This window comes from Lacinutrix undariae, assembly GCF_052934785.1.
Genome location: NZ_CM128809.1, coordinates 529053 through 552629 on the forward strand (window position 1 = coordinate 529053; position 23577 = coordinate 552629).

Sequence of the window (23577 nt, forward strand, 5' to 3'; positions counted from 1 at the left end):
ATTAACTATTTAAGTGACGCTCTCTTGCCAATAATGTGTTTTTAAGCAACATTGCAATTGTCATTGGTCCTACTCCTCCAGGAACTGGTGTAATAAAACTTGCTTTTTTACTTACGTTTTCAAAATCCACATCACCTGTAATACGGTATCCTTTTTCTGTAGTATCGTCAGGAACTCTTGTAATTCCAACATCAATAATTACAACATCGTCTTTTACCATTTCTGCTTTTAAGAAATTTGGCACTCCTAATGCTGAAATAATAATATCTGCTTGAGATGTAATTTGTGTAATATTTTTAGTGTGACTGTGTGTTAATGTTACTGTTGAATTTCCTGGAAATCCTTTACGTCCCATTAAAATACTCATTGGACGTCCCACAATATGAGAACGACCTATTACTACAGTATGTTTTCCTTGAGAATCTACACCGTAACGATCTAGAAGCTCTAATATCCCAAATGGTGTTGCCGGAATAAATGTAGACATATCTAAAGCCATTTTCCCAAAATTTGTAGGATGAAAACCATCTACATCCTTATCTGGATTTACAGCTAATAATACTTTTTGAGTATCAATTTGTTTTGGTAATGGTAATTGAATAATAAACCCATCAATATCTGGATTTTCATTTAAATCTTCAATCTTATCTAATAATTCTACCTCACTTGTAGTATTAGACATACGTACCATTGTAGACTCAAATCCTACGCGCTCGCAAGCTCTCACTTTACTAGCAACATAAGTTAAACTCGCACCATCATTACCCACAATAATTGCTGCTAAATGAGGGACTTTCTCCCCTTTAGCTTTCATTTTTTTTACTTCGGCAGCGATTTCATTTTTAATATCGTTACTTACTTTTTTTCCGTCTAAAATAGTCATGTTGTAGTTGTTGTTGTAGTAGTTGTAAACCTATTAGGTCGTGTACAGACGGCACCTAATTTATATAATAACATTTATACTATAGCTTCACTGTACTCAAATTATAGTATTATTTTAATTCGAAATAAAAAAAACAGAAGAATTACTTCATGTTTTTCATAGCTTGCATCATGCGTTTTCCGCCACCGCCTTGCATCATTTTCATCATCTTACTCATCTGATTAAATTGTTTTAGCAATTGGTTAACTTCTTGTACTGATGTTCCAGATCCTTTACCAATACGTTTTTTACGACTCGCATTAATAATTGTTGGATTTGTACGTTCTTCTGGAGTCATTGAGTGAATAATTGCTTCAACACCTTTAAAAGCATCGTCATCAATATCAATATCTTTCATCATTTTTCCAGCACCAGGAATCATCCCCATAAGGTCTTTCATGTTCCCCATTTTCTTGATTTGTTGAATCTGTTTTAAGAAATCATCAAACCCGAATTGGTTTTTGGCTATTTTCTTTTGAAGCTTACGTGCTTCCTCTTCGTCAAACTGCTCTTGCGCTCTTTCAACTAAAGATACAACATCTCCCATCCCAAGGATACGATCTGCCATACGTGAAGGATAAAACACATCAATAGCTTCCATTTTTTCACCTGTACCAATAAATTTAATTGGTTTATTAACTACAGATTTAATAGATATTGCGGCTCCACCACGTGTATCACCATCTAATTTTGTAAGAATTACTCCATCAAAATTAAGTACATCATTAAAAGCTTTTGCTGTATTAACTGCATCTTGCCCTGTCATAGAATCTACAACAAATAATGTTTCTTGTGGTTGGATCGCTTTATGAATTTCAGAAATTTCAGCCATCATCGCTTCATCAACAGCTAAACGACCTGCAGTATCAATAATCACCACATTATGTCCGTTTGCTTTTGCGTGTGCAATACCTGCTTGTGCAATAGCTACAGGGTTTGTATTTCCTTTATCACTAAAAACTTCTACACCTATTTGATCTCCTACAACATGTAATTGATCTACCGCAGCTGGACGATATACATCACAGGCTACTAATAAAGGTTTCTTTGTTTTTTTATTTTTAAGAAAGTTGGCAAGTTTCCCTGAAAACGTTGTTTTACCAGAACCTTGTAAACCTGACATTAAAATAATGCTTGGTGTTCCTGATAAGTTTAACCCTTCAGCATCACCTCCCATTAGTTCGGTAAGTTCGTCTTTAACTAACTTCACCATTAATTGACCCGGTTGTAATGATGTTAATACATCCTGACCTAAGGCTTTTTCTTTTACTCTAGTGGTAAAATCTTTAGCTATTTTAAAATTTACATCGGCATCTAATAAAGCACGACGAACTTCTTTAAGGGTTTCCGCAACATTAACTTCAGTAATACTTCCATGTCCTTTAAGAACGTGTAACGCTTTATCTAACTTTTCGCTTAAATTATTAAACATAATCTTCTTTAAATTTTAAGTACAGTTTCTCCAAAAACTTCAATGTCTTTTGGAAAGGTGCAAATTTAAGGATTTGTGCTGTATTAATAAAGTGATATTTAGAATTTAGTGCATAAAAAAAGGCTGCTATGACGGGCAACCTCTTTTAACTAACTAAAAAACTAAAATTAATACTTAAATACACTCATAACATTCACCATCTAAATTATAGAGTTGTGAAATTTCTGAAGTAGTTAATGTTTTTTTATAAACTCTTAAATCATCTAAATGACCTACAAAATTTTCGCCTAAATAAATAAGACTTTCAGCACCTGAACCAATATTTAAGTTTGAATTTTCTATTATATTTCTCTGAATGCCATCGCGATACATTCTAACAGAATTATTAGCATCAACAGTCATAACAAGATGATGCCAATTGGTATTTTCCCAATCTACATCTACTTCACCATTCCAATCATCATCCCAAAGACTAAACGTAGAATTATCGGTGAACAACGGCGTGTTTAAATCATACACTCCTAATTGATATCCTTGAGTGGCGTTTCCTGGTAATCTGAAAAAAGTTTCTAAGTCTCCTGCAGCAGTATTTTGCATTTTAAACCACAAACTAATACTAAAACTATCGCCTTGCTCAATATCATAATCGTCTGTAGCTGGAATTGAAATATAATCTGATCCTGTAAAAGCGATAGCACAACTAGGGTTTCCGCTTCTATCTTCAACAAACGAATTACTTATATTTTGAACCGTATAGTCGCTAATAATTTCTTTTGCAGCTTCAGAAAACGTCATATACATGACCAAATCATCTGATAATACCGCTGGATTTTCACAAGGACTACAGTCAATTATATTTAAATAAACTTCATTAATCTGATATGTTGAATCTTCAAATACCACTCTAACATATATAATTTGTGCGGTGGTAATTGCTGTATAAGTTGTGGGGTTAGAAATTGCATTTATATTAATATCAGCGTCATATATTGTTTCATGATAAGACATTTCTACTTGCGATAAATATTCGCAGTCAGACCAAGCTTCTGTTAAATCAAATACAGCAATACCATTGTCATTACATGCTTCTAATTCTGGGCTACTTTCAAAACATTCAAAAACCTCATCATCTACACAATCTTGTTCCAAAGTTATTTGAGTGGAAACACCATTAATAGTTCGCGTTAATAACAAATAATCGTCATTACAAACATTAACCACCCAATCACCTTGTAAATCTTCCGCATAAGCTGTTAATTCAGTAATTGTAAGACTTACAACACCATTTGTAGTTGCAGCAATCCAAGAGCCACCAATAGCTTCGGCAGTAATTCCGTTAGACATAGAAAACGAGCCATTATCATAAAAAATCACATTATAATTTTCATAATTATTATTTCCGTTAGGCGCATCAACATGCCAAAAACAGGTTTGCAGATATGTGGTAATCTCGCTATCTGTACAGGTGTTTTCTGCAATTTCACAATCTATATTAGCGTTTGTAATTTCAGTTTCTAATTCTTGATTATTTTCAACATCAACAATGGTATCATCTGATAAAATAAGCGTTACAGGAAAATTTAAACTCGCCAAAACAACGCCTTGAGTTTCTTCTTCAATAGATTGAAAAAATGCATCAAGCGCTGTATCAGAATTAATAATTATAGTATCTATAATTTGAAAACTACTATTGTAAATAGAAAATGTGATTGGATACTGAAAGCTCACACAATTAGAGTTATCATCATCAACCGCATCTTCTATTAATTGAGCCAAACTAGATTCTGGTAAAATAACAGTTTCATCAATATTATTAACCAAATTTTCATCTTCACAAGACATCAACATTAATAGGGCAAAAAAGGTAATTTTAAAAAGAACAAGTGTCTTGTTTTTCATTGTATATAAGTTTTAGAAGTCTACATATATAACAGTTAATTTTTAAAAACACCTACCTACTGCGTCATATTTTTTTTTACATTTGAAACACTAAAACCTAATTATGCCCAAACAGTTACATGATAATATATGCAATGAAGTACTGTTTTCGTCATTGTTTAAAAAACACGCTAAAGATCTTCACAATTTTCTCTATTATAAATTTGGCGACCACCTAAACCCTAAAGACAAAGTACAGGAAGCCTTTATTAAAATTTGGGAAAACTGCGGAAAAATAGCCCCAAACAAAGCCAAAAGTTTTTTATTCACCACTGCAAATAATTTAATGCTTAATGAAGTAGCGCATCAAAAAGTAGTATTAAAACATCAACAAACAAAACAACAGCATCAAACCAATTTAACCCCAGAGTTTTTGATGCAAGAAAAAGAATACGCAAAAAAACTAGAACGCGCTATTGCAAAATTAACAGAAGCTCAACGTGTTGCTTTTTTAATGAACAGAGTTGAAGGCAAACGTTTTAAAGAAATTGCTCAATTACTAGACATTTCAACTAAAGCTGTTGAAAAACGTATATATGGCGCACTAAAAAAATTAAGAGAAGATATTACTGAACTTTAATTTTTAGGTAGGAAAAAAAGGGAGTTAACTGTTATATAGTTGTAATACACATCATGGAAAAAGAAGAATTAATAAAAAAGTGGTTAGATAATAATCTTAATGAAGCCGAATTAAAAGCTTTTAAGCAACTAGATGATGCTGAAGATTTATTAAAAATTAACCAAACGCTACAAGGCTTTAAAGCTCCAGAATACAATACTTCTGATGAGCTTAACGCTGTAATGCCTAATATTACAGCAAAACAAAACACACCTAAAAACTGGATAAAAACGGCAATGAAAATTGCTGCTATTTTTACATTATGTTTTGGCACCTATTATTACACCAATAATCTAGATACTACAATTACCACATTAGCAGCGCAAAAAAACACCATCACATTACCCGATGCGTCAACCGTAAATTTAAATGCGCTTTCTACAGTAACCTATAATGAAAATAACTGGTCTTCAGAACGCGAAATTAATTTAGATGGAGAAGCTTTTTTTAAAGTTGCCAAAGGACAAACATTTACCGTTATTACAGATGCAGGAACAGTTACCGTTTACGGAACTCAATTTAACATAAAAGAACGCGATAATTATTTTGAAGTTGCTTGTTACGAAGGTTTAGTAGGTGTTACATACAATAAAAAGGAAACAAAACTACATCCTGGAGATCACTTTTTAATTTTAAACCACAAATTAGTTAGCGTACAAAAAGATAAAAACACAACACCATCTTGGGTAAATAATACAAGTGTTTTTAAGAGTTTACCTTACCGAGAAGTGATTGCAGAATTTGAGCGTCAATACAACACAAGTATCGTTTTAGAACACATTAATGACGCACAACTTTTTACAGGAAGTTTTACACACAATAATATTGAAAATGCTTTAAAATCAATTACCTTACCCCTACAATTAAAGCACACCACTAACAACAATATTATTACCTTAAAACGTGAGTAAAAAAAGGGTATATTATCTTTTTATTGCCTTTGTTTTTTTTAGTGTTTTTAGAGTTTCTGCTCAAAACATTCAAAAAGAAAAACAACCGCTTGCTTTAGTATTAATATGGATTGAAGAACATTATAAAATCTATTTTTCTTACGTAGATATACTTATTGAAGACAAAAAAGCAACTTTACCCGAAGAAAATTTAGAGTTAGAAAAAATCCTTAAACAATTACAATCTGAAACTAATTTAGATTTTATAGCTATTGATAAGAATAGCATTGTAATTTCCCCTAGAAACAATCCGTTAAGTTCCATTATCACACAAAAGCTTGAAGAAATTGTAATTAATAATTACTTAACTACCGGTATTTCGAAAAAAAGTGATGGTAAAATCACATTTCAAACCGAAAAATTTGGAATTCTTCCGGGATTAATTGAACCCGATATTTTACAAACTATCCAAGCACTTCCCGGAATTATGAGTGTTGACGAAACGGTATCAAATATTAATATTAGAGGTGGTACTCACGATGAGAATTTAATTCTTTGGGACGGTATTAAAATGTATCAATCAGGACATTTTTTTGGTCTCGTTTCTGCATTTAACCCTTATTTAACTAAAAAAGTAAACGTCTCTAAAAACGGAAGTAGTGTGAAATTTGGAGATGGAATTTCGGGCGTTATAGACATGCAACAATCTAATGAAATTGATCAAGATTTTAAAGCAGGTGTAGGTTTTAACCTAATTAGTAGTGATGGTTTTGCAAAAATTCCTTTGAATAAAAAAACAGAATTGCAAGTTTCAGCACGTCGATCAATCACCGACTTTATAATCACGCCAACTTACGATCAATATTTTAAGCGTGCTTTTCAGGATTCTGATCTTTCAAACACCAATAGTGATGCTACAATTTCTAATAATGAAAACTTCTACTTTTATGATGTTAGTGCCAAATTACTGTATGACATTACAGATTCTGATCAATTGCGATTCAATTTTCTAACCATAAACAACAATCTTAGTTACGATAAAAAGTCTATACAAAGCAACGATACACCTTCAAAAAGCTCATTAGAGCAAGATAATTTAGCTTTAGGTGCCGAATATTTAAAATACTGGAATAACAAAATCACCACAACTGCACAATTGTATTTATCTACTTACAATTTAAACACCACAAATTATGATGTGATTAATAACCAACGTTTAAATCAGGAAAATGCTGTAAGTGATTTTGGTATAAAAATTAATGCGACAAACCATATTGATGATCATTTAAAACTCCATGGAGGCTATCAATTTACCGGTGTTATTGTAAAAAATACTGAAGATGTCATGAATCCTAATATTATAAATTATGCTAAAAACATCAATCGCTCTCATGCTATTTATGGTGAAGCCGAATTTACTTCAGCAAACAAAAACACATATGCAAGAATTGGAATAAGAACTAATTATATTGAAAAATTCTCTGAGGTTTTCACCGAACCTCGCTTGGCAGTAAGTCATAAACTAAACAATAAATTTAGACTTGAAATTTTGGCAGAATTTAAGCACCAAACAATGTCTCAAATTATAGATTTACAGGATGATTTTTTAGGTATTGAAAAACGACGTTGGGTTATTTCCGATGACAATACGGTACCTATCATACAAAGTAAGCAAGGATCTGTAGGAATTCATTATAATAAAAACAACTTTTTAATTAGTGCCGAAGCATTTTTAAAACATGTAGATGGTATAAATAGTAGAAGTCAGGGGTTTCAAAATCAATACCAATTCACCGATGTTGCAGGTGCGTATCAAGTAAAAGGTGTTGACTTTTTGGTACACAAACAATTTAAAAATACCAGCGCTTGGTTGAGTTATTCGTTTAGTAATAACGACTACAATTTTAAAGATTTAAATGATGGAAATACCTTTGCTAGTAATCTTGACGTAAAACATACTGTCACGTTTGCGAGTACTTACCAAATTAGCGATTTTAAATTGGCTTTAGGATTAAATTGGCACTCCGGAAAACCTACAACTACTATTAGTGACACTCAAAATACAACAAACACAACCATAGAATACAATGCGCCAAACGCCAATAATTTAAGCGATTATTTACGTGCTGATTTATCGGCGACATATCATTTTAAATTCAGTAAAACAGCAAATGCAATGTTTGGATTTTCAATATGGAATTTAACCAACAGAGCTAATATTATTAACACATATTACACTTTAGATGATGATAATGAAATTCATACTATTGAAAACAAATCGTTAGGTATTACTCCAAATGTAAGTTTTAGAGTACATTTTTAATCTTGAAATTGGTATCTTTAAATTGAAATCAAAAAAACATGAGCAAAACACTTCTTTCTATTTTAGTAATTATTTTAATGAACAGCTGTAAATCGACACAAAGCCAAACCATAGAAACCGAAATTACAACCCTACAAAAAGGTGCGCTTTATGGTGCTGGACAAGAAAAAATAGAGTCACAAAACATAGCGATTACAACTCAAAAGGATTGGATAAGTTTGGTAAACAAAATGAATACAACTAATACTGTAATTTCATCTGAAACAACAGTAGATTTTAAAACTCAAATAGTTTTAGCTGTATTTATGTCTGTAAAAAAATCTGGAGGATATGCTATAGAAATTGTGAGTATTGAAACTCAAAAAGAAGTAATTATTGTGAGCGTAAAAAAAACGTCTCCTGCTCCAAATAGCATGGTTACACAAGCAATTATGCAACCATACCATATTGTAACAATCCCTGTTACCAGTAAGCCGGTAACATTTAAATATTTATAAAATTACATACGTTTTGGAACGTGAATTCCTAATAAACCAAATGCGTTTTTAATAATTGTTGCCACTGTTTGAGACAGTTGCACTCTAAATATTTTCTCATTAATATCATCAGCTCCAAGAATAGATACATTTTGATAAAACGAGTTAAATTCTTTTACTAATTCGTAAGTATAGTTTGCAATTAATGCAGGACTATGGTTAGTTGCTGCATGTTGAATAACCTCTGGAAATAACTGAATCTGTTTTAATAAAGATTTCTCTTTATCATGTAAATTCACATTTGTTTTTACAGAAGTATCCACATTTGCCTTTCTTAATATAGATTGAATTCTTGCGTATGTATACTGAATAAAAGGACCTGTATTTCCTTGAAAATCGATAGACTCTTTAGGATCAAATAAAATTCTTTTTTTAGGATCTACCTTTAAGATATAATATTTTAAAGCTCCAAGACCAATAGTATGATATAATACTTGTTTTTCGTCTGCCGAATATCCGTCTAATTTCCCTAATTCTTCTGAAATTTCTCCAGCAGTTTCAGTCATTTCAGATACTAAATCATCGGCATCAACAACAGTTCCTTCTCTACTCTTCATTTTACCTGAAGGTAAATCTACCATTCCGTAGCTTAAATGGAATAAGTTTTTAGCCCAATCAAATCCTAATTTTTTCAATATTAAAAATAGCACCTGAAAGTGATAATCTTGCTCATTTCCTACAGTATAAACCATCCCTCCAACATCTGGATAATCTTTAATACGTTGTATAGCCGTACCAATATCTTGTGTCATGTAAACCGCAGTACCATCGGCACGTTGTACAATTTTCTCATCTAATCCATCGGCTGTTAAATCACACCAAACCGAACCATCTTCTTTTTGAAAGAACACACCAGATTTTAAACCTTCTACAACAAATTCTTTTCCTAATAAATAGGTTTCACTCTCAAAGTATAAAGCATCAAAATCTACACCTAAGTTTTTGTAGGTTACGTTAAACCCATCATAAACCCAACCGTTCATTTTTTTCCAAAGTGACACAACCGCATCATCTCCTGCTTCCCATTTTAAAAGCATTTTTTGAGCTTCTAATAACATTGGAGCATTCTTTTTAGCATCCTCTTCTGTTTGCCCTTCAGCCATTAAAGCGGCTATTTCTTTTTTATATTCTTGATCAAACTTTACATAGTAGTTTCCTACAAGTTTGTCTCCTTTTAATCCTGTACTTTCTGGTGTTTCTCCATTCCCAAAACGCTCCCAAGCCAACATACTTTTACAAATATGAATACCTCTATCGTTAATAATTTGGGTTTTATAGACTTTCTTTCCAGAAGCTTTTAAAATTTCGGCAACACTGTAGCCTAATAAGTTATTTCTAATATGACCTAAATGAAGAGGTTTGTTAGTATTTGGTGAAGAATACTCAACCATAACCGCTTTTTCTTCGGGATTAGGCGTTACAAAACCATAAGTTTCATCGTTAATAATTCCGTTAAAAAAACTAATATAATTAGCCTGATTGATTTCTATATTTAAAAAACCTTTCACTACATTATATCCTTCAACTTCGGCAACATGCTCAACAAGATACGCACCAATTGCTTCACCTATTTGTACTGGGTTTCCTTTTACAACGCGCAACATAGGAAATACAACAACCGTAATATCACCTGCAAATTCTTTACGAGTTGCTTGAAATTCTACCCCAGGTAACTGAGCGTTATAAATAGTTTGCACAGCTTGTGTAACGTGTTTTGATAATGTGTCTTGAAGGCTCATTTTTTGTAACTTTTTAAGTGTGCAAATGTAGTGTTTTTAGTTCTATTTTTTAAACAAAAAAAGAGTAAGAACTAGGGTTTATCTCTCTGATGACTCAAAAAACTCATAAAACTGATTATCAAATCATTGTAATTGATCATTTTTTAATACTTCACACATACCTCTAAAAGATACTTTAACGCTTAATAATCAGCTTATTTAATTTAAAATTAATTTATATGCTTAAAAAAAACACCTTTTAATACATATAAAAAGACCTTTACCTTTACTCCACCCCTTTTCATCTGATTTTAATGCATTAAAACCTAAAAATTAGCGTATTACAACAATTTTAATCATTTTTGGTAGGCTATTAATCAAGACCCCTAAATTGATGTCACCCAATATTCAACCTCAAAAAGGATTGTTATTGTGTTTTGTGTTTACACCTTACCTATACCTCAAGGTAGTAAGTCAACATCAAAACTCTATTTCAATTTATAATTCCAGCATATATAAATGAGACAGTTAATTACATTAGCTGCAATTTTATCATCGTTTTTTTGTATTTGTCAAACTCAAGAAATAGATCGCCTTACTGCAGAATTAGCCAATAAAAATGAAGATTCATTAAAGGTAGATGCTACATTACATTTAGTAAAAGAGCTGTTTATTAGTAAAAATTACCCTAAAGCAGATTTGTTTATTGAAAATGCTAAAACCTTATCAAAAACTATAAATTATAAAAAAGGCACAGCAGAATCAACCTATTACAAAGCTTGTATTTATGCTAAAAAAGATGATTATAAAAACGCGACTAAATATTTTTACTCGGCGATACAACTATACACCATTCTTAATGATACTTTAAGTATTGCACGAACAAACAATAAGCTAGGAAGTTTTGAAACTAAAAATGGTAATTACAAAAAAGCTTTAAAACACATTCTCATAGCCACTCGCCTTTTTGAGTTAAAAGAAATGAAGGATGAACTAAGTTTAAGTTATGATGATTTAGCAAAAATTTATCTTCTCACAAACCAAAATGATAAATCGCTTGAGTACCATTTAAAAGCTTTAAAGACTAAACAGTGTTTAAAAGATAGTATTGGTCTGAAAAATACATCAAAAAACATAGCCAATTTGTATGCATTACAAAATAAACACGAACACGCTATTATCTACTACAAAAACACGCTTAAACTTTTAAATTCTATTACAGACAAAAAATTAAAAGGTGAAATTTTAACCAAGATTGGTACAGAATTTATGCATAATAATGATTATGTAAATGCAGAAAAATATTTAATTACCGCTTTACAATATAATCATAATCAAAGCAATAAAATACAACTTGCAAGTACGTTAAATAACATAGGAGCTCTTAATATCAACAAGCATAAACTCAAACTGGCTAAAGCTCAGTTAAACGAAGCGTATACAATTGCCAAATCTAATAACAACAATAAAGAGTTACTCTATAATTATTTATTGCATACAAAAATAGATTCGACTGAGCAGAAATTTCAAAACGCCTTTTTTTGGCAAAATAAATATTATGATTTAAAAGAAAAATTACGTGATGACGGTTTTATAAAAAACTCATACGCTAGTCATCTTACAAATCACGCTACTAATAGTGCAGAAAATGATTTCTTACCAAAAGATGTAATGAATGAATTAAAGAAATTTAAATATTTTTCGGCTGTACTTATTATTATCGCGGTAATTGCTATTTCGTTTTTAATCATGGTATATATACAACGAAAAAACAGAATAAAATACACTAAAAATCTTGAAGATAAAAATACTCAAATAGAAACTCAAAAAAAACACTTAGAAGAAACAAACGATGTTAAAGACCGTTTATTCTCTATAGTTTCTCATGATTTAAAGGATTCGGTATCTTCAATAAAAGGGTTTATTGATTTACTAAAAGATAACAATTTAACTAAAGACGAATTTTACGAACTTCTTCCTGAACTTAGTGAAAATGCAGATAATGCATCATCTCTTCTTTACAATCTTTTAAATTGGTCTAAAACACAAATGCAAAACCTAAATCCGCGTCCAGAATTATTTAATATTCAAGACGTATTTCAGGAAAAAATAAGACTGATTGAAAATAAAATTAGTAAAAAACAGATTACTCTAATTGATAACTCTAAAAAACATTATGTATTTGCAGACAAGAATATGATAGGAATTGTAATTCAGAATCTTATAACTAATGCTGTAAAATTTTGTTCTGTTGAAGACAGCATAACAATTTCAACAATTTTAGAAAGTGAAAATATAATAATTACCATTGAAGATTCTGGAGTAGGAATCGCTCAAGAAAACATCGATAAACTTTTCAAAAAAAGCGCCTTTTCTACTAACGGTACTTGTAATGAAAAAGGTACAGGATTAGGACTCACCATTTGCAAAGAATTAATACAAATTAATAAGGGTGATATTTGGGTAAAAAGCAAAGAGAATATTGGGAGTCAATTTTTTATTAAACTCCCTAGAAAATCTTTATAAAACAACCTTCATTGTTGCAGTTGCTTTAGGTAAAAACACCTCAGCCATCATACAACGTGCACTTCCACCACCACAAGTTTCAATAGTTTGTAGAGAACTAGATAAAATAGTACAATGTTTTTCAATTCTAGCAATTTGAGAAGCGGTTAAACTATTATGAGCCGCTTCGCTCATTACTAAATAACGCTTGTCATCTGCGCCACGAAGTTGTAACATATTACCTGCAAATTGATGCATTTGAGCTTCAGATATTTCTATAATTTGTTTTCCGTCTTTTTTAAGACTAGAAACCACATTTTTTCTTTCCTTTTTATCATCTATAGATTCAAGACAAATCACAGTAAAGTTTTCAGCTAAACACATCATCACATTGGTATGATAAATAGGTAAACGCTTATCATCTACAGTTTGATTGGCATTAAATACTATTGGAGTATACTCAAAATCTTCGCAAAACTCAATAAATAATTCTTCATCAGCTCTTGCAGATAATGCACAGTAAGCCTTTTCGTTAACGCGATCTAAAAGTAAACTTCCGGTACCTTCTAGAAATAAACCTTCGTCTTCGGCACTTGTGTAATCTACAACATTATTAATTTCAAATCCTTCTTTTTCTAAACGTAAAAGCACTTCTTCACGACGTTCTTTACGGCGGTTTTCGGCAAACATTGGATACAAACCAACATCTCCATTACTATGAAAACTTACCCAGTTATTAGGGAAAATAGAATCTGGTGTATCTAATTCTTTAGCATCATGCTCAACAATTACCTGAATACCTACAGCTGTTAATTTTTCAACAAAGACATCAAATTCATTTTGAGCTTTAGCATTAATTTCAATATTTTTAAGTGATAACTCTTCTTGAAAATAGTTATTTACAGCAGTTTGCTCATTCATTCTGAAATTTACAGGACGAATCATTAAAATAGTATTGGTAATTTGTTGCATTATGAAATTGTAATTTTAAGAGAATTTTTATACGTTTAAAACTTATTAAAGTTTTTGCAAAGTTACACAAGTAATTTAATGTTTGCATAAGAATTATTAAGTGCATCAATACTTTCTTCACTATTGAGCCATTCTACCTTTGTAATCCCCTCTTCTTCTTGAGGTTCTAACTTTCCAGCGAAAGCTGTTTTCATTTCAAACCAATGTGTTACTTTAATTTTATATTTTCCGTGACGTTTAAAAATATGGTAAGTAATATCTAAGGGTTTTACAATTTCTAAGCCTTCAACACCTGTTTCTTCTTCAACTTCTCTAATAGAAGTTTCTTCAATAGATTCTTTAGCTTCTGCTTTCCCCTTGGGTAAATCCCATTTATTATTTCTGAAAATAAATAAAACATCACCTTTTTCATTATATACTTTTCCGCCACCAGCAATTACATTAGGCAGTTTTTTAAGAAACTTTTTTAGAAGTTTATCAGCATTTTTATGAATTAGGCGCACCTCTTGCAAATCTGTAGTATTTAACTCTTTTATTACTTTTTCAATATCAATATTATCTAAAAGGTAATTTTTAAAATTAGTTTCTTTACTAACTTCTGTAGTTAATACAATAGGCTTGTCGTTTACAAAAACTCTATACATTATATAAGATTATAACAATTTAATGTAAAAATATCATTTTTCAATTCAAAATAAGCATTTGAAAAATAATTTTATTTAAAATTTTCAAATTCATTTTTAACAAAAATTCGTAGTTTTGCAATATGATTTTTAACACACACACAGCCAAAAAAACCGCAGAAGTTTTATTGCAGATTAATGCTATAAAACTTAGTCCTCTTGAACCTTTCACTTGGGCTTCTGGATGGAAATCTCCAATCTATTGCGACAACAGAATTAGTTTATCTTACCCTCTTATTCGTAACTACATACGCGAAACGATGGCAAAACAGATTGAAGACCATTATGGAAAACCAGATGTTATTGCAGGTGTAGCAACGGGTGCTATTGGAATTGGTATTTTAGTTGCCGAATATTTAGGTCTTCCTTTTATATATGTACGTCCTGAAGCAAAATCTCATGGTCGCCAAAACCAAATTGAAGGCCATCTAGATTCTGGACAAAACGTTGTAGTTATTGAAGATTTAATAAGCACAGGAAAAAGCAGCTTAAACGCTGTAAAAGCATTAAAAGAAGCAGGAGCAAACGTAAAAGGAATGCTTGCTATTTTTACTTATGGATTTGACATTGCTAAAACTAATTTTGAAGCAGCAAATGTAGAACTACAAACATTAAGTGACTATCCTAGTCTATTAGAACAAGCCTTAGACACTAACTATATTACCAAAGACCAACAAGACCTTTTGGCACAATGGAATGCAAATCCAAGCGAATGGAATGCTAATTGATACCATTAAATTAAAATAGACACACACATGAACTTACAATCACCAAAAGTAACCGTAAATAAATCTCCACAAAACACCTTTGACTTCTTATCTGATGTTAAAAATTTTGAAAAACTAATGCCTGAAAACATTAGTAAATTTGAAGTATTAGGTGAAGATAAATTTCTTTTTGCCTTAAAAGGAATGCCTGAGATTGTATTAAAGAAAAAAGAAGCTATAGCACCAAATAAAATTGTTTTGGGAGCTGCAGGTGGAAAATTAAATTTTTCTTTAATTGCTAATATTACAGAAGTTAATGACACTACAAGTGAAGTACAATTAAATTTTGATGGCGAGTTTAACGCGATGATGGCAATGATGATAAAAGGCCCAATCAGTAAATTTATTGAAACACTTGCCTCAAACATGACTGCAGTAGTTTAATACATTAAAGAGATTTCTTTTAAATCATATAATTTAAGAATATCATCTTCTAAAAGCACTTTAAGATTTCCATAATCTGAAACTCCTTTTATAAAACCAGAAAACATTTCACCTTCAGCATTTTTAAATGTTGAAGGTTTGTTTTTTCTAAACAGATGGCTTTCATAACGCTTTTTTAAAATCTCATACCCCTCTTTATTTGTTAACGACTCAAAATTCACTTTTAATCGTTTTACAATAGCGTCTAAAATTTCTTCTACATTAAAAACACGACCAGAAAGTGATTTTAAAGATGACGCTTGCGGCAAATTTTCAAAATTAGTTTGATTAACATTTATTCCAACCCCAATAATTGATGCTTGTAATTGATTTTGTTTTATGACATTTTCAATTAAAATACCTGCAATTTTTTTATTATCTGCCAAAATGTCGTTTGGCCATTTTATTTTTAATTTTTTAATATCAAATTGGTTTAGGGCTTCAAAAACAGACAAAGCAACAACAATACTAATGTAAAAATGATGTTGCACCTCAATAAAGGAAACATCTTTAAACGCACTAAACATAAGGTTTTTCGCGTCTTCAGACTTCCAAAGTGTTCCCATTTGGCCGCGACCTTTTGTTTGATGTTTTGTAACAACAACGGTATAGTCGTCAAGATTTTGAGCAGCACTTAAACGTCTTAAAAAAGAGTTTGTTGAGTCAATGGCATTAAGTTTGATTATATGCATTTCAATGGCAAATATTAATTTATATTTTTCTTATGAATAATTAAAACTCAAAAGAACTAAAAAAATAATAACTTTGCACAAAACTAAATCATTTTAATGGCTAATAAAAACACTAATTCAGACCAATTAATAACAACTATTTTAGCTGGTATTGAAGATGTAAAAGGAAAAGAGATTACAATTCTCGACTTAAGAGAAATTGAAAATACAGTTTGTGACTATTTTATCGTTTGCGAAGGGTCTTCAAATACGCAGGTAAACGCCATAGTTAACTCAATCCAAAAGAAAGTTAGTAAACAACTTAAAGACAATCCTTGGCACGTAGAAGGTACGGATAATGCTGAGTGGGTACTTATGGATTACGTAAATGTTGTTGTACATGTGTTTCAAAATCACATTAGAGATTACTACGACATTGAAAGTTTATGGGGAGATGCAAAAACAACTGTTATAAAAACAAGTTACTAAACACACATTAATGGCAAACGACAAGAAAAATTCAAATAAAAAACCAAAACTTAGTATGTATTGGTTTTACGGCTTAGCTATTGTAGGAATTTTAGCTATAAATGTATTTACAGGTGGATTTGGTGATGGAGATATTGCTACAACTACACCTTCTCAATTTTTAGAATACCTTAAAGAAGGTGATGTTTCTAAAGTTGAAATTGTAAACAAAAGAGAAGCTAAAGTTTATCTTACAGATGAAGCTAAAAAGAAAGAAATTCACAAAGGGAAAGAAAAATCAAGTATTTTTCCTGCAGTAAGTGCACAACCAAATTACTCGTTTGAGTTTGGTGACTTACAAAACTTTGAACAAAACATCAATAAAACTGTTAGTGAAAACAATTTAAACACTGTATTAAAATATCAAACAGAAGAAAATGTATGGGGTAATTTTATCTTTTCATTACTTCCGTTTGTTTTAATTATTGGAGTTTGGATTTTTATCATGAAACGTATGTCTGGTGGCGGAGGCGGAGGCGCTGGAGGTCAGATTTTCAATATTGGAAAATCTAAAGCCAAACTATTTGATGAGAAAACAGATATCAAAACTACTTTTAAAGATGTTGCTGGTTTAGAAGGTGCTAAAGAAGAAGTACAAGAAATTGTAGACTTTCTTAAAAACCCTGAAAAATACACCTCTCTTGGAGGTAAGATACCTAAAGGAGCTTTACTAGTAGGACAACCAGGAACAGGTAAAACCTTATTAGCAAAAGCTGTTGCAGGTGAAGCACAAGTACCATTCTTTTCACTATCTGGATCAGATTTTGTTGAAATGTTTGTAGGAGTTGGAGCTTCTCGTGTAAGAGACTTATTTAAACAAGCTAAAGAAAAATCGCCAGCAATCATTTTTATTGATGAAATTGATGCCATTGGTAGAGCAAGAGGGAAAAGTAATTTTTCAGGTTCTAATGATGAACGTGAAAACACACTTAACCAATTGCTAACTGAGATGGATGGTTTTGGAACAAATACAAACGTAATTGTACTTGCTGCAACAAATAGAGCAGACGTTCTAGATAAAGCTTTAATGCGTGCTGGACGTTTTGATAGACAAATTTTTGTTGACCTACCAGACGTTAGAGAACGTAAAGAAATTTTTGAAGTTCACTTAAGACCTATCAAACAATCTGAGAAATTAGATGCTGAATTTTTAGCAAAACAAACTCCAGGATTCTCTGGAGCTGATATTGCAAACGTATGTAATGAAGCGGCTTTAATTGCTGCAAGACACGATAAAAAAGCAGTAGATAAACAAGATTTCTTAGATGCTGTTGACAGAATTGTTGGTGGACTTGAAAAGAAAAATAAAATTGTTACGCCTAGCGAAAAGAAAGCTGTTGCTTATCACGAAGCTGGTCATGCTACAATAAGTTGGATGCTAGAACACGCTGCACCACTTGTAAAAGTAACTATTGTTCCACGTGGGCAATCATTAGGAGCAGCTTGGTATTTACCAGAAGAACGCCTTATTGTAAGAACAGAACAAATGCTAGACGAAATGTGTGCTGCATTAGGTGGTAGAGCTGCCGAAAAAGTGATCTTCAATAAGATTTCTACAGGTGCTTTAAGTGATCTTGAAAAAGTAACGAAACAAGCTAGAGCAATGGTAACTGTTTACGGATTGAGTGAAAAAGTAGGAAACCTTACTTACTATGATTCAGGACAATCTGAAGGTAGTTTTACAAAACCATACAGTGAAAAAACAGCAGAGCTAATTGATGAAGAAATTTCTAAGATCATTGAAACACAATACCAACGTGCTTTAACCATTTTAGAAGAAAACAAAGACAAGCTAACTGAACTAGCTGAAGTATTATTAGAAAAAGAAGTTATTTTTAAAGATAATTTAGAAACAATTTTTGGAAAACGCGCGTTTATAAAGGAAGAACAAGCATAAATAATACCTTAATATTCTTATAAAAAACTTAAATTGACCCTGTGTTAGTTTAAGTTTTTTTATATTTGAGATTATACACTAAAAATAACCCAGATAATAGTAAAAAGATAAATGAGTCTATTTCAAAAATTCTTTGGAAGTAAATCTAAAACAGAAGACATTAGCATTCAAAATGAAGAAAGAGGTATGCATATGCCCGAAGAAAAGCTACCTGTTGATGAAAGATTTACAATTAATTTTAAAGAAAATGGAGGTAAATTTATTTATTGTGAAGATCTGGAAGAAGTACACCAAAGCTTAGCTAACATCCTAAATGAAAATGGATGGGAAGATGAAAAAGCACTTATATTGGATGATAGATTAGTAGAATCCTTTAAAAAATTCAACTTAAACTCAAGTAAACAAATATCAGAAAGCACTTACTTTCTTTCAACTTGCGAATATTTAATCGCTGATGATGGTTCACTTTTAATGTGTTCTAATCAAATTGCAGAAACAAAGCTGAATGAACTTCCTGAAAATTTTATTATTTATGCCACTACTAGTCAGTTCATTGAAAACAAAGACGAAGTACTTTCTGGAATAAAGATAAAGAACAACGGTAAGATCCCTACAAACATTACAGCTATAAAACACTTTAAAACTTTAGAAGATTCAGACTTCTTAAGCTATGGAAGTTGTTCAAAAAACTTATATTTGCTTCTTTTAGAAGATTTATAATCGAAATGTATTCGTTTTTAACACCTAAAAACACCTACTACATTTCAATAATAAAAGCATAACCAACTATTACATGAAAGAACTCGTAACAAGAGCAATATCAGGAGCTGTATATGTAGCCTTACTTATTCTCTGTTTATTTTCACAACATGCGTTAACCGCTTTGTTTTTCTTTTTTGGGATAGTATCACTAGTAGAATTCAAAAAACTTATTGGGTTCAAAAGTATTATTCCATATATCCTTTTTATAATATTATATTTTGGTTTCGGATATTGGTCAACAATTATTAACTCTACAGAAGGTTTTAATGCTTCAATTCAAATATTACAAGTCTTAAGTATTTTTGTAGGATTAATTTTAATTAAAGATTTATTTTCTAAAAAAAGAATCCCACTATTTAAAACTAAACGATTCATTATCACCACATTATACATCACTAGTGGTTTTGTGTTTTTATTACTAACAGCAAACTTTAATCACCAATTTACACCACTATACCCTTTAGGCGCTTTTATCCTTATTTGGGTGAATGATTCTTTTGCCTATCTAGTAGGAAAAAACTTTGGTAAGCAAAAGCTTTTCCCTAGTATTTCACCTAAAAAAACAGTAGAAGGTTTTTTAGGAGGTTTATTTTTCGCCTGTGTAGCAAGTTATTTTATAGCTAAATTTACCGAAACTTTAAACTTTTCTCAATGGCTAATACTCGCGATTATTATTAGTGTTTTTGGAACATTAGGAGATTTAATTGAATCAAAATTTAAACGACAAGCAAAAGTAAAAGACAGTGGCAAAATAATGCCTGGTCATGGCGGACTGCTAGATCGTTTAGATAGTATTATATTTGCAGCACCATTTATTTATTTATTTTTAAGAATAACAACTTATGTTTCATAAAGAAGGACAAAAAATTATATTTATTACATTAGCAATAGTGGTAGCAGCAATTTTTGCTATTGATTATTTTGTACAATTACCATGGGTAAGAACAACCTTAATGTTAGTTGTTTTAGGATTTTTAATTTTAATCCTTCAATTTTTCAGAAATCCAAAACGTCATACCGTTTTAAATGCAAATCAAGCACTTTCTCCTGTTGATGGAAAAGTTGTAGTTATTGAAGAAGTTTTTGAAAAAGAATATTTCAACGAAAAACGTTTGCAAGTTTCAGTATTCATGTCACCTATAAATGTACACGTAACACGCTACCCTATTGCGGGTAAAGTTGTGTTTAGCAAATACCATCCAGGTAAATTTTTGGTTGCATGGCATCCAAAAGCTAGCGAAGAAAACGAACGCACAACCGTAGTTGTTGAAAACGATACATTTGGTAAAGTATTACACCGTCAAATTGCTGGTGCTTTAGCAAAAAGAATTGTAAATTATGCAAAAGTTGATGCCACTGCTGTACAAGGTGGAGACTCAGGTTTTATTAAATTTGGTTCGAGAGTAGATTTATTTCTACCTTTGGACACCAAAATTAAAGTGTCCCTTAACCAAGTTGTAAAAGGTGGCGAAACTGTAATTGCTGAATTATAATTAAGAATGACCCCGGAAGAATTAAACATAGCATTTGAAGATGCCGTAGAACTTATTAGTACTCATACTGAGCAATATCCCGCAGATTTTTTATTGCGTTTATATGCTTACTACAAAAAAGCTACTAACAACTACGAAAGACCAAGTAGTAGAAAACCTATTATAAATGCATTTAAAACAAATGCTTTATTTCAGGTAAAAAATGTTTCTCAAGAAGAAGCAAAACGTGTTTACATTGATTTAGTAAACAATTATTTTCTGTACCGAAAATAACAAAACACAATACATCTTATTACATATAAAACAAAAAAAAGAAGCACATTTATAATGTGCTTCTTTTTTTATCTATATAAAACGTTTTTAGCGTCTTCTATCTGCCGAACGGCTTTCTCTTGTGCTATCAGATTTTGGCTTTTCAGAACGTCTACCTCCACCGTTAGAATTAGATTTTCTTGAAGTATCTCCTCCTCTAGAGTTTCCACTTCTTGAATTTCCACCTCTAGAGCTTCCTCCTCCAGATGCGTTTCTTGTATTATTACGGCGACCTCCACCACCTTGACCTTGTTTTATAGGTGCTGTTGATGCATTTGGATCTGGTTCAAAACCTTCAATGATTTCAACAGGAATTTTCTCTCCTACTAATTTTTCAATATCACGTAAAAAAGTAGTTTCATCTGCACTTACTAGAGATAAAGCTTCTCCACTAGCTCCTGCTCTACCCGTTCTACCAATTCTGTGAACATAATCTTCAGAGATATTTGGTAATTCAAAGTTAACAACGTGCGGTAATAACGGAATATCTAATCCTCTAGCTGCAATATCTGTAGCTACCAAAACACTAACACTTCCATTTTTAAAACCAGCTAATGCTTTTGTTCTTGCGCCTTGACTTTTATTTCCGTGAATAGCTGCAGCAGTAATCCCTGAGCTAATCATTTTCTTACAAAGTTTATTGGCACCGTGTTTTGTACGTGTAAAAACTAAAACTTGTTTCCAGTTTCCATCAGAAATTACTTTTATAAGTAAATCTGTTTTTTTCTCTTTTGCTACACGATATACTTTTTGAGAAATAGCTTCAACAGTAGAGTTTTCTCTAGTTGCTTCAACCATTACTGGTTTGTTTAAAATACCGTTAGCTAACTTTTTAATATCTTTTGAAAACGTAGCTGAGAATAATAAATTCTGACGTTTAGAAGGCATTAATTGCATTACGCGCTCAATATCTCTTAAAAATCCCATATCCAGCATTCTATCAGCTTCATCTAAGACAAAAATTTGAATCTTAGCTAAAGATAACACGCCTTGGCTATGTAAATCTAACAAACGTCCTGGTGTGGCAACTAAAACATCTACACCTTGGCGTAATTGTGCTACTTGTGGTTTTTGATTAACTCCACCAAAAATTACAGCACTACGTAAATCTAAATATTTACTGTACTCTTTTACATTATCATAAACTTGCGCCGCTAACTCACGAGTTGGTGTTAAAACCAAGGCACGAACTGGTCGTTGACGAGATTTTTCTTTTTGAGATAATATATGAAGTAATGGTAGTGTAAAACCTGCTGTTTTCCCTGTTCCTGTTTGCGCTGATGCTAAAACATCTCTTCCTTCTAATACTGATGGAATTGCTTTTTCTTGAATTGGACTTGGGGTAGTGTATCCTTTTTCGCTAATCGCTTTTAGCAAGGCTTCGGATAGGCCTAAAGATTGAAATGACATAGAAATTATTTGGCGAATGACCATCTATCATGTTTAGCGTCATTCTATATTAAGCTACAAAGATACGGCTTATTTATGCTAAGTTTGGTAAAATGGTGATATTATATGAACTCTTGGTACTGTAGCACTCTAAAATCGAAAGTATTAAATGCTGTATTTTTGGCTTTTAAGTGTTTATATAATGGCAATCTGCTAATAGAAATATTTGCAGCTCCAGACCCCGAAGTTAATGAAACGGTCTTGATTACTCTTCCGTTTAAAGTAAATTGATGAATTCTTGGAACCTCATTACAAACCAGTTCTAATTTTAATTGAAGTGGTTTTATATGTTTTCTGAAAAAATATTCGGGTCCATTTTTACTATTTCCTCCAGTGAATAATAAAGTATCTATATTAGGAAATTCTTTTAGATACCCTATAATGTTTCGCAATTCAATATGCTACAACCCTATATCTGAAGCATCAATTTTTTTGCGTTTAGCTTTAGCTACAATATCACAAACACCTATTTTATGAGTGATTAAAAAATGCTTACGCTACTCTATTGCTTCTTCCGAATTATCGTAACTCAAATTAAGATTATAAATCTTATCAATAAATAACCACAGACTATTATAGTAACTACCATAACAGAAATCAACATCCTTTTCCTTAAGTTCTCCAGTTGAAAAACGAGGTGGTGGAAGTGTACCAACAATTAGTTTTGTAGTATCTTCTTTTATAAATGGCGGATATGGATGCTTATAAATAAACACGTTTTGGTTTGGTTTTACGTC

21 protein-coding genes and 1 pseudogene are annotated in these 23577 nt (G+C 31.5%); 13 read left to right on the forward strand and 9 right to left on the reverse strand.

Annotation, left to right across the window (positions count from 1 at the left end; translation table 11 throughout):
- Position 1 precedes the first annotated feature (1 nt).
- The 3 genes from ACU4C5_RS02525 to ACU4C5_RS02535 all read right to left on the reverse strand — a co-directional run bounded on the left by ACU4C5_RS02525 (position 2) and on the right by ACU4C5_RS02535 (position 4253).
- The gene (locus ACU4C5_RS02525; protein ID WP_446845482.1) at positions 2–883 is read right to left on the reverse strand and encodes a bifunctional 5,10-methylenetetrahydrofolate dehydrogenase/5,10-methenyltetrahydrofolate cyclohydrolase; all 882 of its coding nucleotides are present in this window, start codon (positions 881–883) and stop codon (positions 2–4) included.
- 142 nt (positions 884–1025) lie between these two features.
- Positions 1026–2354, reverse strand: a complete 1329-nt coding sequence (gene ffh, locus ACU4C5_RS02530; RefSeq protein ID WP_446845483.1) for a signal recognition particle protein — start codon at positions 2352–2354, stop codon at positions 1026–1028.
- A gap of 174 nt (positions 2355–2528) precedes the next feature.
- A complete protein-coding gene (locus ACU4C5_RS02535; protein ID WP_446845484.1) occupies positions 2529–4253 on the reverse strand; it encodes a LamG domain-containing protein in 1725 nt (574 codons plus the stop codon).
- A 103-nt stretch (positions 4254–4356) separates the two neighbouring features.
- Between ACU4C5_RS02535 and ACU4C5_RS02540 the strand changes: the two genes are divergently transcribed.
- The 4 genes from ACU4C5_RS02540 to ACU4C5_RS02555 are packed head-to-tail and all read left to right on the forward strand — an operon-like array spanning position 4357 to position 8621.
- Complete coding sequence (locus ACU4C5_RS02540) at positions 4357–4872, forward strand: RNA polymerase sigma factor (RefSeq protein WP_446845485.1); 516 nt, start codon at positions 4357–4359, stop codon at positions 4870–4872.
- A 53-nt stretch (positions 4873–4925) separates the two neighbouring features.
- Positions 4926–5822 carry a FecR family protein gene (locus ACU4C5_RS02545; protein ID WP_446845486.1) on the forward strand — a complete coding sequence of 299 codons (897 nt, stop codon included), beginning with the start codon at positions 4926–4928 and terminating at the stop codon, positions 5820–5822.
- Positions 5815–8124, forward strand: coding sequence for a TonB-dependent receptor plug domain-containing protein (locus ACU4C5_RS02550; protein WP_446845487.1), 2310 nt, complete (start codon positions 5815–5817; stop codon positions 8122–8124). The genes ACU4C5_RS02545 and ACU4C5_RS02550 overlap by 8 nt, the downstream gene beginning before the upstream one ends.
- A gap of 38 nt (positions 8125–8162) precedes the next feature.
- Entirely contained in the window at positions 8163–8621 is a 459-nt protein-coding gene (locus ACU4C5_RS02555; RefSeq protein ID WP_446845488.1) for a protease complex subunit PrcB family protein, read from the forward strand.
- Between the two features lie 2 nt (positions 8622–8623).
- On the opposite strand, the gene argS is transcribed toward ACU4C5_RS02555, so the two are convergent.
- Positions 8624–10399 (reverse strand): arginine--tRNA ligase, encoded by a 1776-nt coding sequence (gene argS, locus ACU4C5_RS02560; RefSeq protein ID WP_446845489.1) that lies wholly within the window; start codon positions 10397–10399, stop codon positions 8624–8626.
- A gap of 498 nt (positions 10400–10897) precedes the next feature.
- Between argS and ACU4C5_RS02565 the strand changes: the two genes are divergently transcribed.
- The gene (locus tag ACU4C5_RS02565; RefSeq protein WP_446845490.1) at positions 10898–12904 is read left to right on the forward strand and encodes a tetratricopeptide repeat-containing sensor histidine kinase; all 2007 of its coding nucleotides are present in this window, start codon (positions 10898–10900) and stop codon (positions 12902–12904) included.
- On the opposite strand, the gene ctlX is transcribed toward ACU4C5_RS02565, so the two are convergent.
- Positions 12899–13855 carry a citrulline utilization hydrolase CtlX gene (ctlX, locus tag ACU4C5_RS02570; protein WP_446845491.1) on the reverse strand — a complete coding sequence of 319 codons (957 nt, stop codon included), beginning with the start codon at positions 13853–13855 and terminating at the stop codon, positions 12899–12901. The two genes, ACU4C5_RS02565 and ctlX, sit on opposite strands and share 6 nt — an antisense overlap.
- Before the next feature lie 62 nt (positions 13856–13917).
- Positions 13918–14499, reverse strand: coding sequence for an NUDIX hydrolase (locus ACU4C5_RS02575; RefSeq protein ID WP_446845492.1), 582 nt, complete (start codon positions 14497–14499; stop codon positions 13918–13920).
- A gap of 122 nt (positions 14500–14621) precedes the next feature.
- Between ACU4C5_RS02575 and pyrE the strand changes: the two genes are divergently transcribed.
- Together pyrE and ACU4C5_RS02585 are read left to right on the forward strand one after the other, a co-directional pair.
- Entirely contained in the window at positions 14622–15266 is a 645-nt protein-coding gene (gene pyrE, locus ACU4C5_RS02580) for an orotate phosphoribosyltransferase (RefSeq protein WP_446845493.1), read from the forward strand.
- 27 nt (positions 15267–15293) lie between these two features.
- Entirely contained in the window at positions 15294–15689 is a 396-nt protein-coding gene (locus ACU4C5_RS02585; protein ID WP_446845494.1) for an SRPBCC family protein, read from the forward strand.
- On the opposite strand, the gene ACU4C5_RS02590 is transcribed toward ACU4C5_RS02585, so the two are convergent.
- Positions 15686–16420 (reverse strand): biotin--[acetyl-CoA-carboxylase] ligase, encoded by a 735-nt coding sequence (locus ACU4C5_RS02590; RefSeq protein WP_446845495.1) that lies wholly within the window; start codon positions 16418–16420, stop codon positions 15686–15688. The two genes, ACU4C5_RS02585 and ACU4C5_RS02590, sit on opposite strands and share 4 nt — an antisense overlap.
- 96 nt (positions 16421–16516) lie before the next feature.
- On the opposite strand from ACU4C5_RS02590, the gene rsfS reads away from it, so the two are divergent.
- The 6 genes from rsfS (at position 16517) to ACU4C5_RS02620 (ending at position 21352) form a co-directional block, all read left to right on the forward strand.
- Entirely contained in the window at positions 16517–16888 is a 372-nt protein-coding gene (gene rsfS / locus ACU4C5_RS02595; protein WP_446845496.1) for a ribosome silencing factor, read from the forward strand.
- A 10-nt stretch (positions 16889–16898) separates the two neighbouring features.
- The gene (gene ftsH / locus ACU4C5_RS02600; RefSeq protein WP_446845497.1) at positions 16899–18824 is read left to right on the forward strand and encodes an ATP-dependent zinc metalloprotease FtsH; all 1926 of its coding nucleotides are present in this window, start codon (positions 16899–16901) and stop codon (positions 18822–18824) included.
- Positions 18825–18935: 111 nt separating this feature from the next.
- Positions 18936–19544: an LUD domain-containing protein gene (locus ACU4C5_RS02605; RefSeq protein WP_446845498.1), complete on the forward strand. Its 609-nt coding sequence runs from the start codon at positions 18936–18938 to the stop codon at positions 19542–19544.
- A gap of 73 nt (positions 19545–19617) precedes the next feature.
- Positions 19618–20439: a phosphatidate cytidylyltransferase gene (locus tag ACU4C5_RS02610; RefSeq protein ID WP_446845500.1), complete on the forward strand. Its 822-nt coding sequence runs from the start codon at positions 19618–19620 to the stop codon at positions 20437–20439.
- Complete coding sequence (locus tag ACU4C5_RS02615) at positions 20429–21079, forward strand: phosphatidylserine decarboxylase family protein (protein WP_446845501.1); 651 nt, start codon at positions 20429–20431, stop codon at positions 21077–21079. The genes ACU4C5_RS02610 and ACU4C5_RS02615 overlap by 11 nt, the downstream gene beginning before the upstream one ends.
- Before the next feature lie 6 nt (positions 21080–21085).
- Complete coding sequence (locus tag ACU4C5_RS02620) at positions 21086–21352, forward strand: acyl-CoA-binding protein (protein WP_446845502.1); 267 nt, start codon at positions 21086–21088, stop codon at positions 21350–21352.
- An 87-nt stretch (positions 21353–21439) separates the two neighbouring features.
- Here the strand turns inward: ACU4C5_RS02620 and ACU4C5_RS02625 are convergent, their stop codons facing one another.
- Together ACU4C5_RS02625 and ACU4C5_RS02630 are read right to left on the reverse strand one after the other, a co-directional pair.
- Positions 21440–22801: a DEAD/DEAH box helicase gene (locus ACU4C5_RS02625; protein WP_446845503.1), complete on the reverse strand. Its 1362-nt coding sequence runs from the start codon at positions 22799–22801 to the stop codon at positions 21440–21442.
- Between the two features lie 101 nt (positions 22802–22902).
- Positions 22903–23556: pseudogene (locus ACU4C5_RS02630) on the reverse strand (uracil-DNA glycosylase family protein).
- Between the last annotated feature and the right edge of the window lie 21 nt (positions 23557–23577).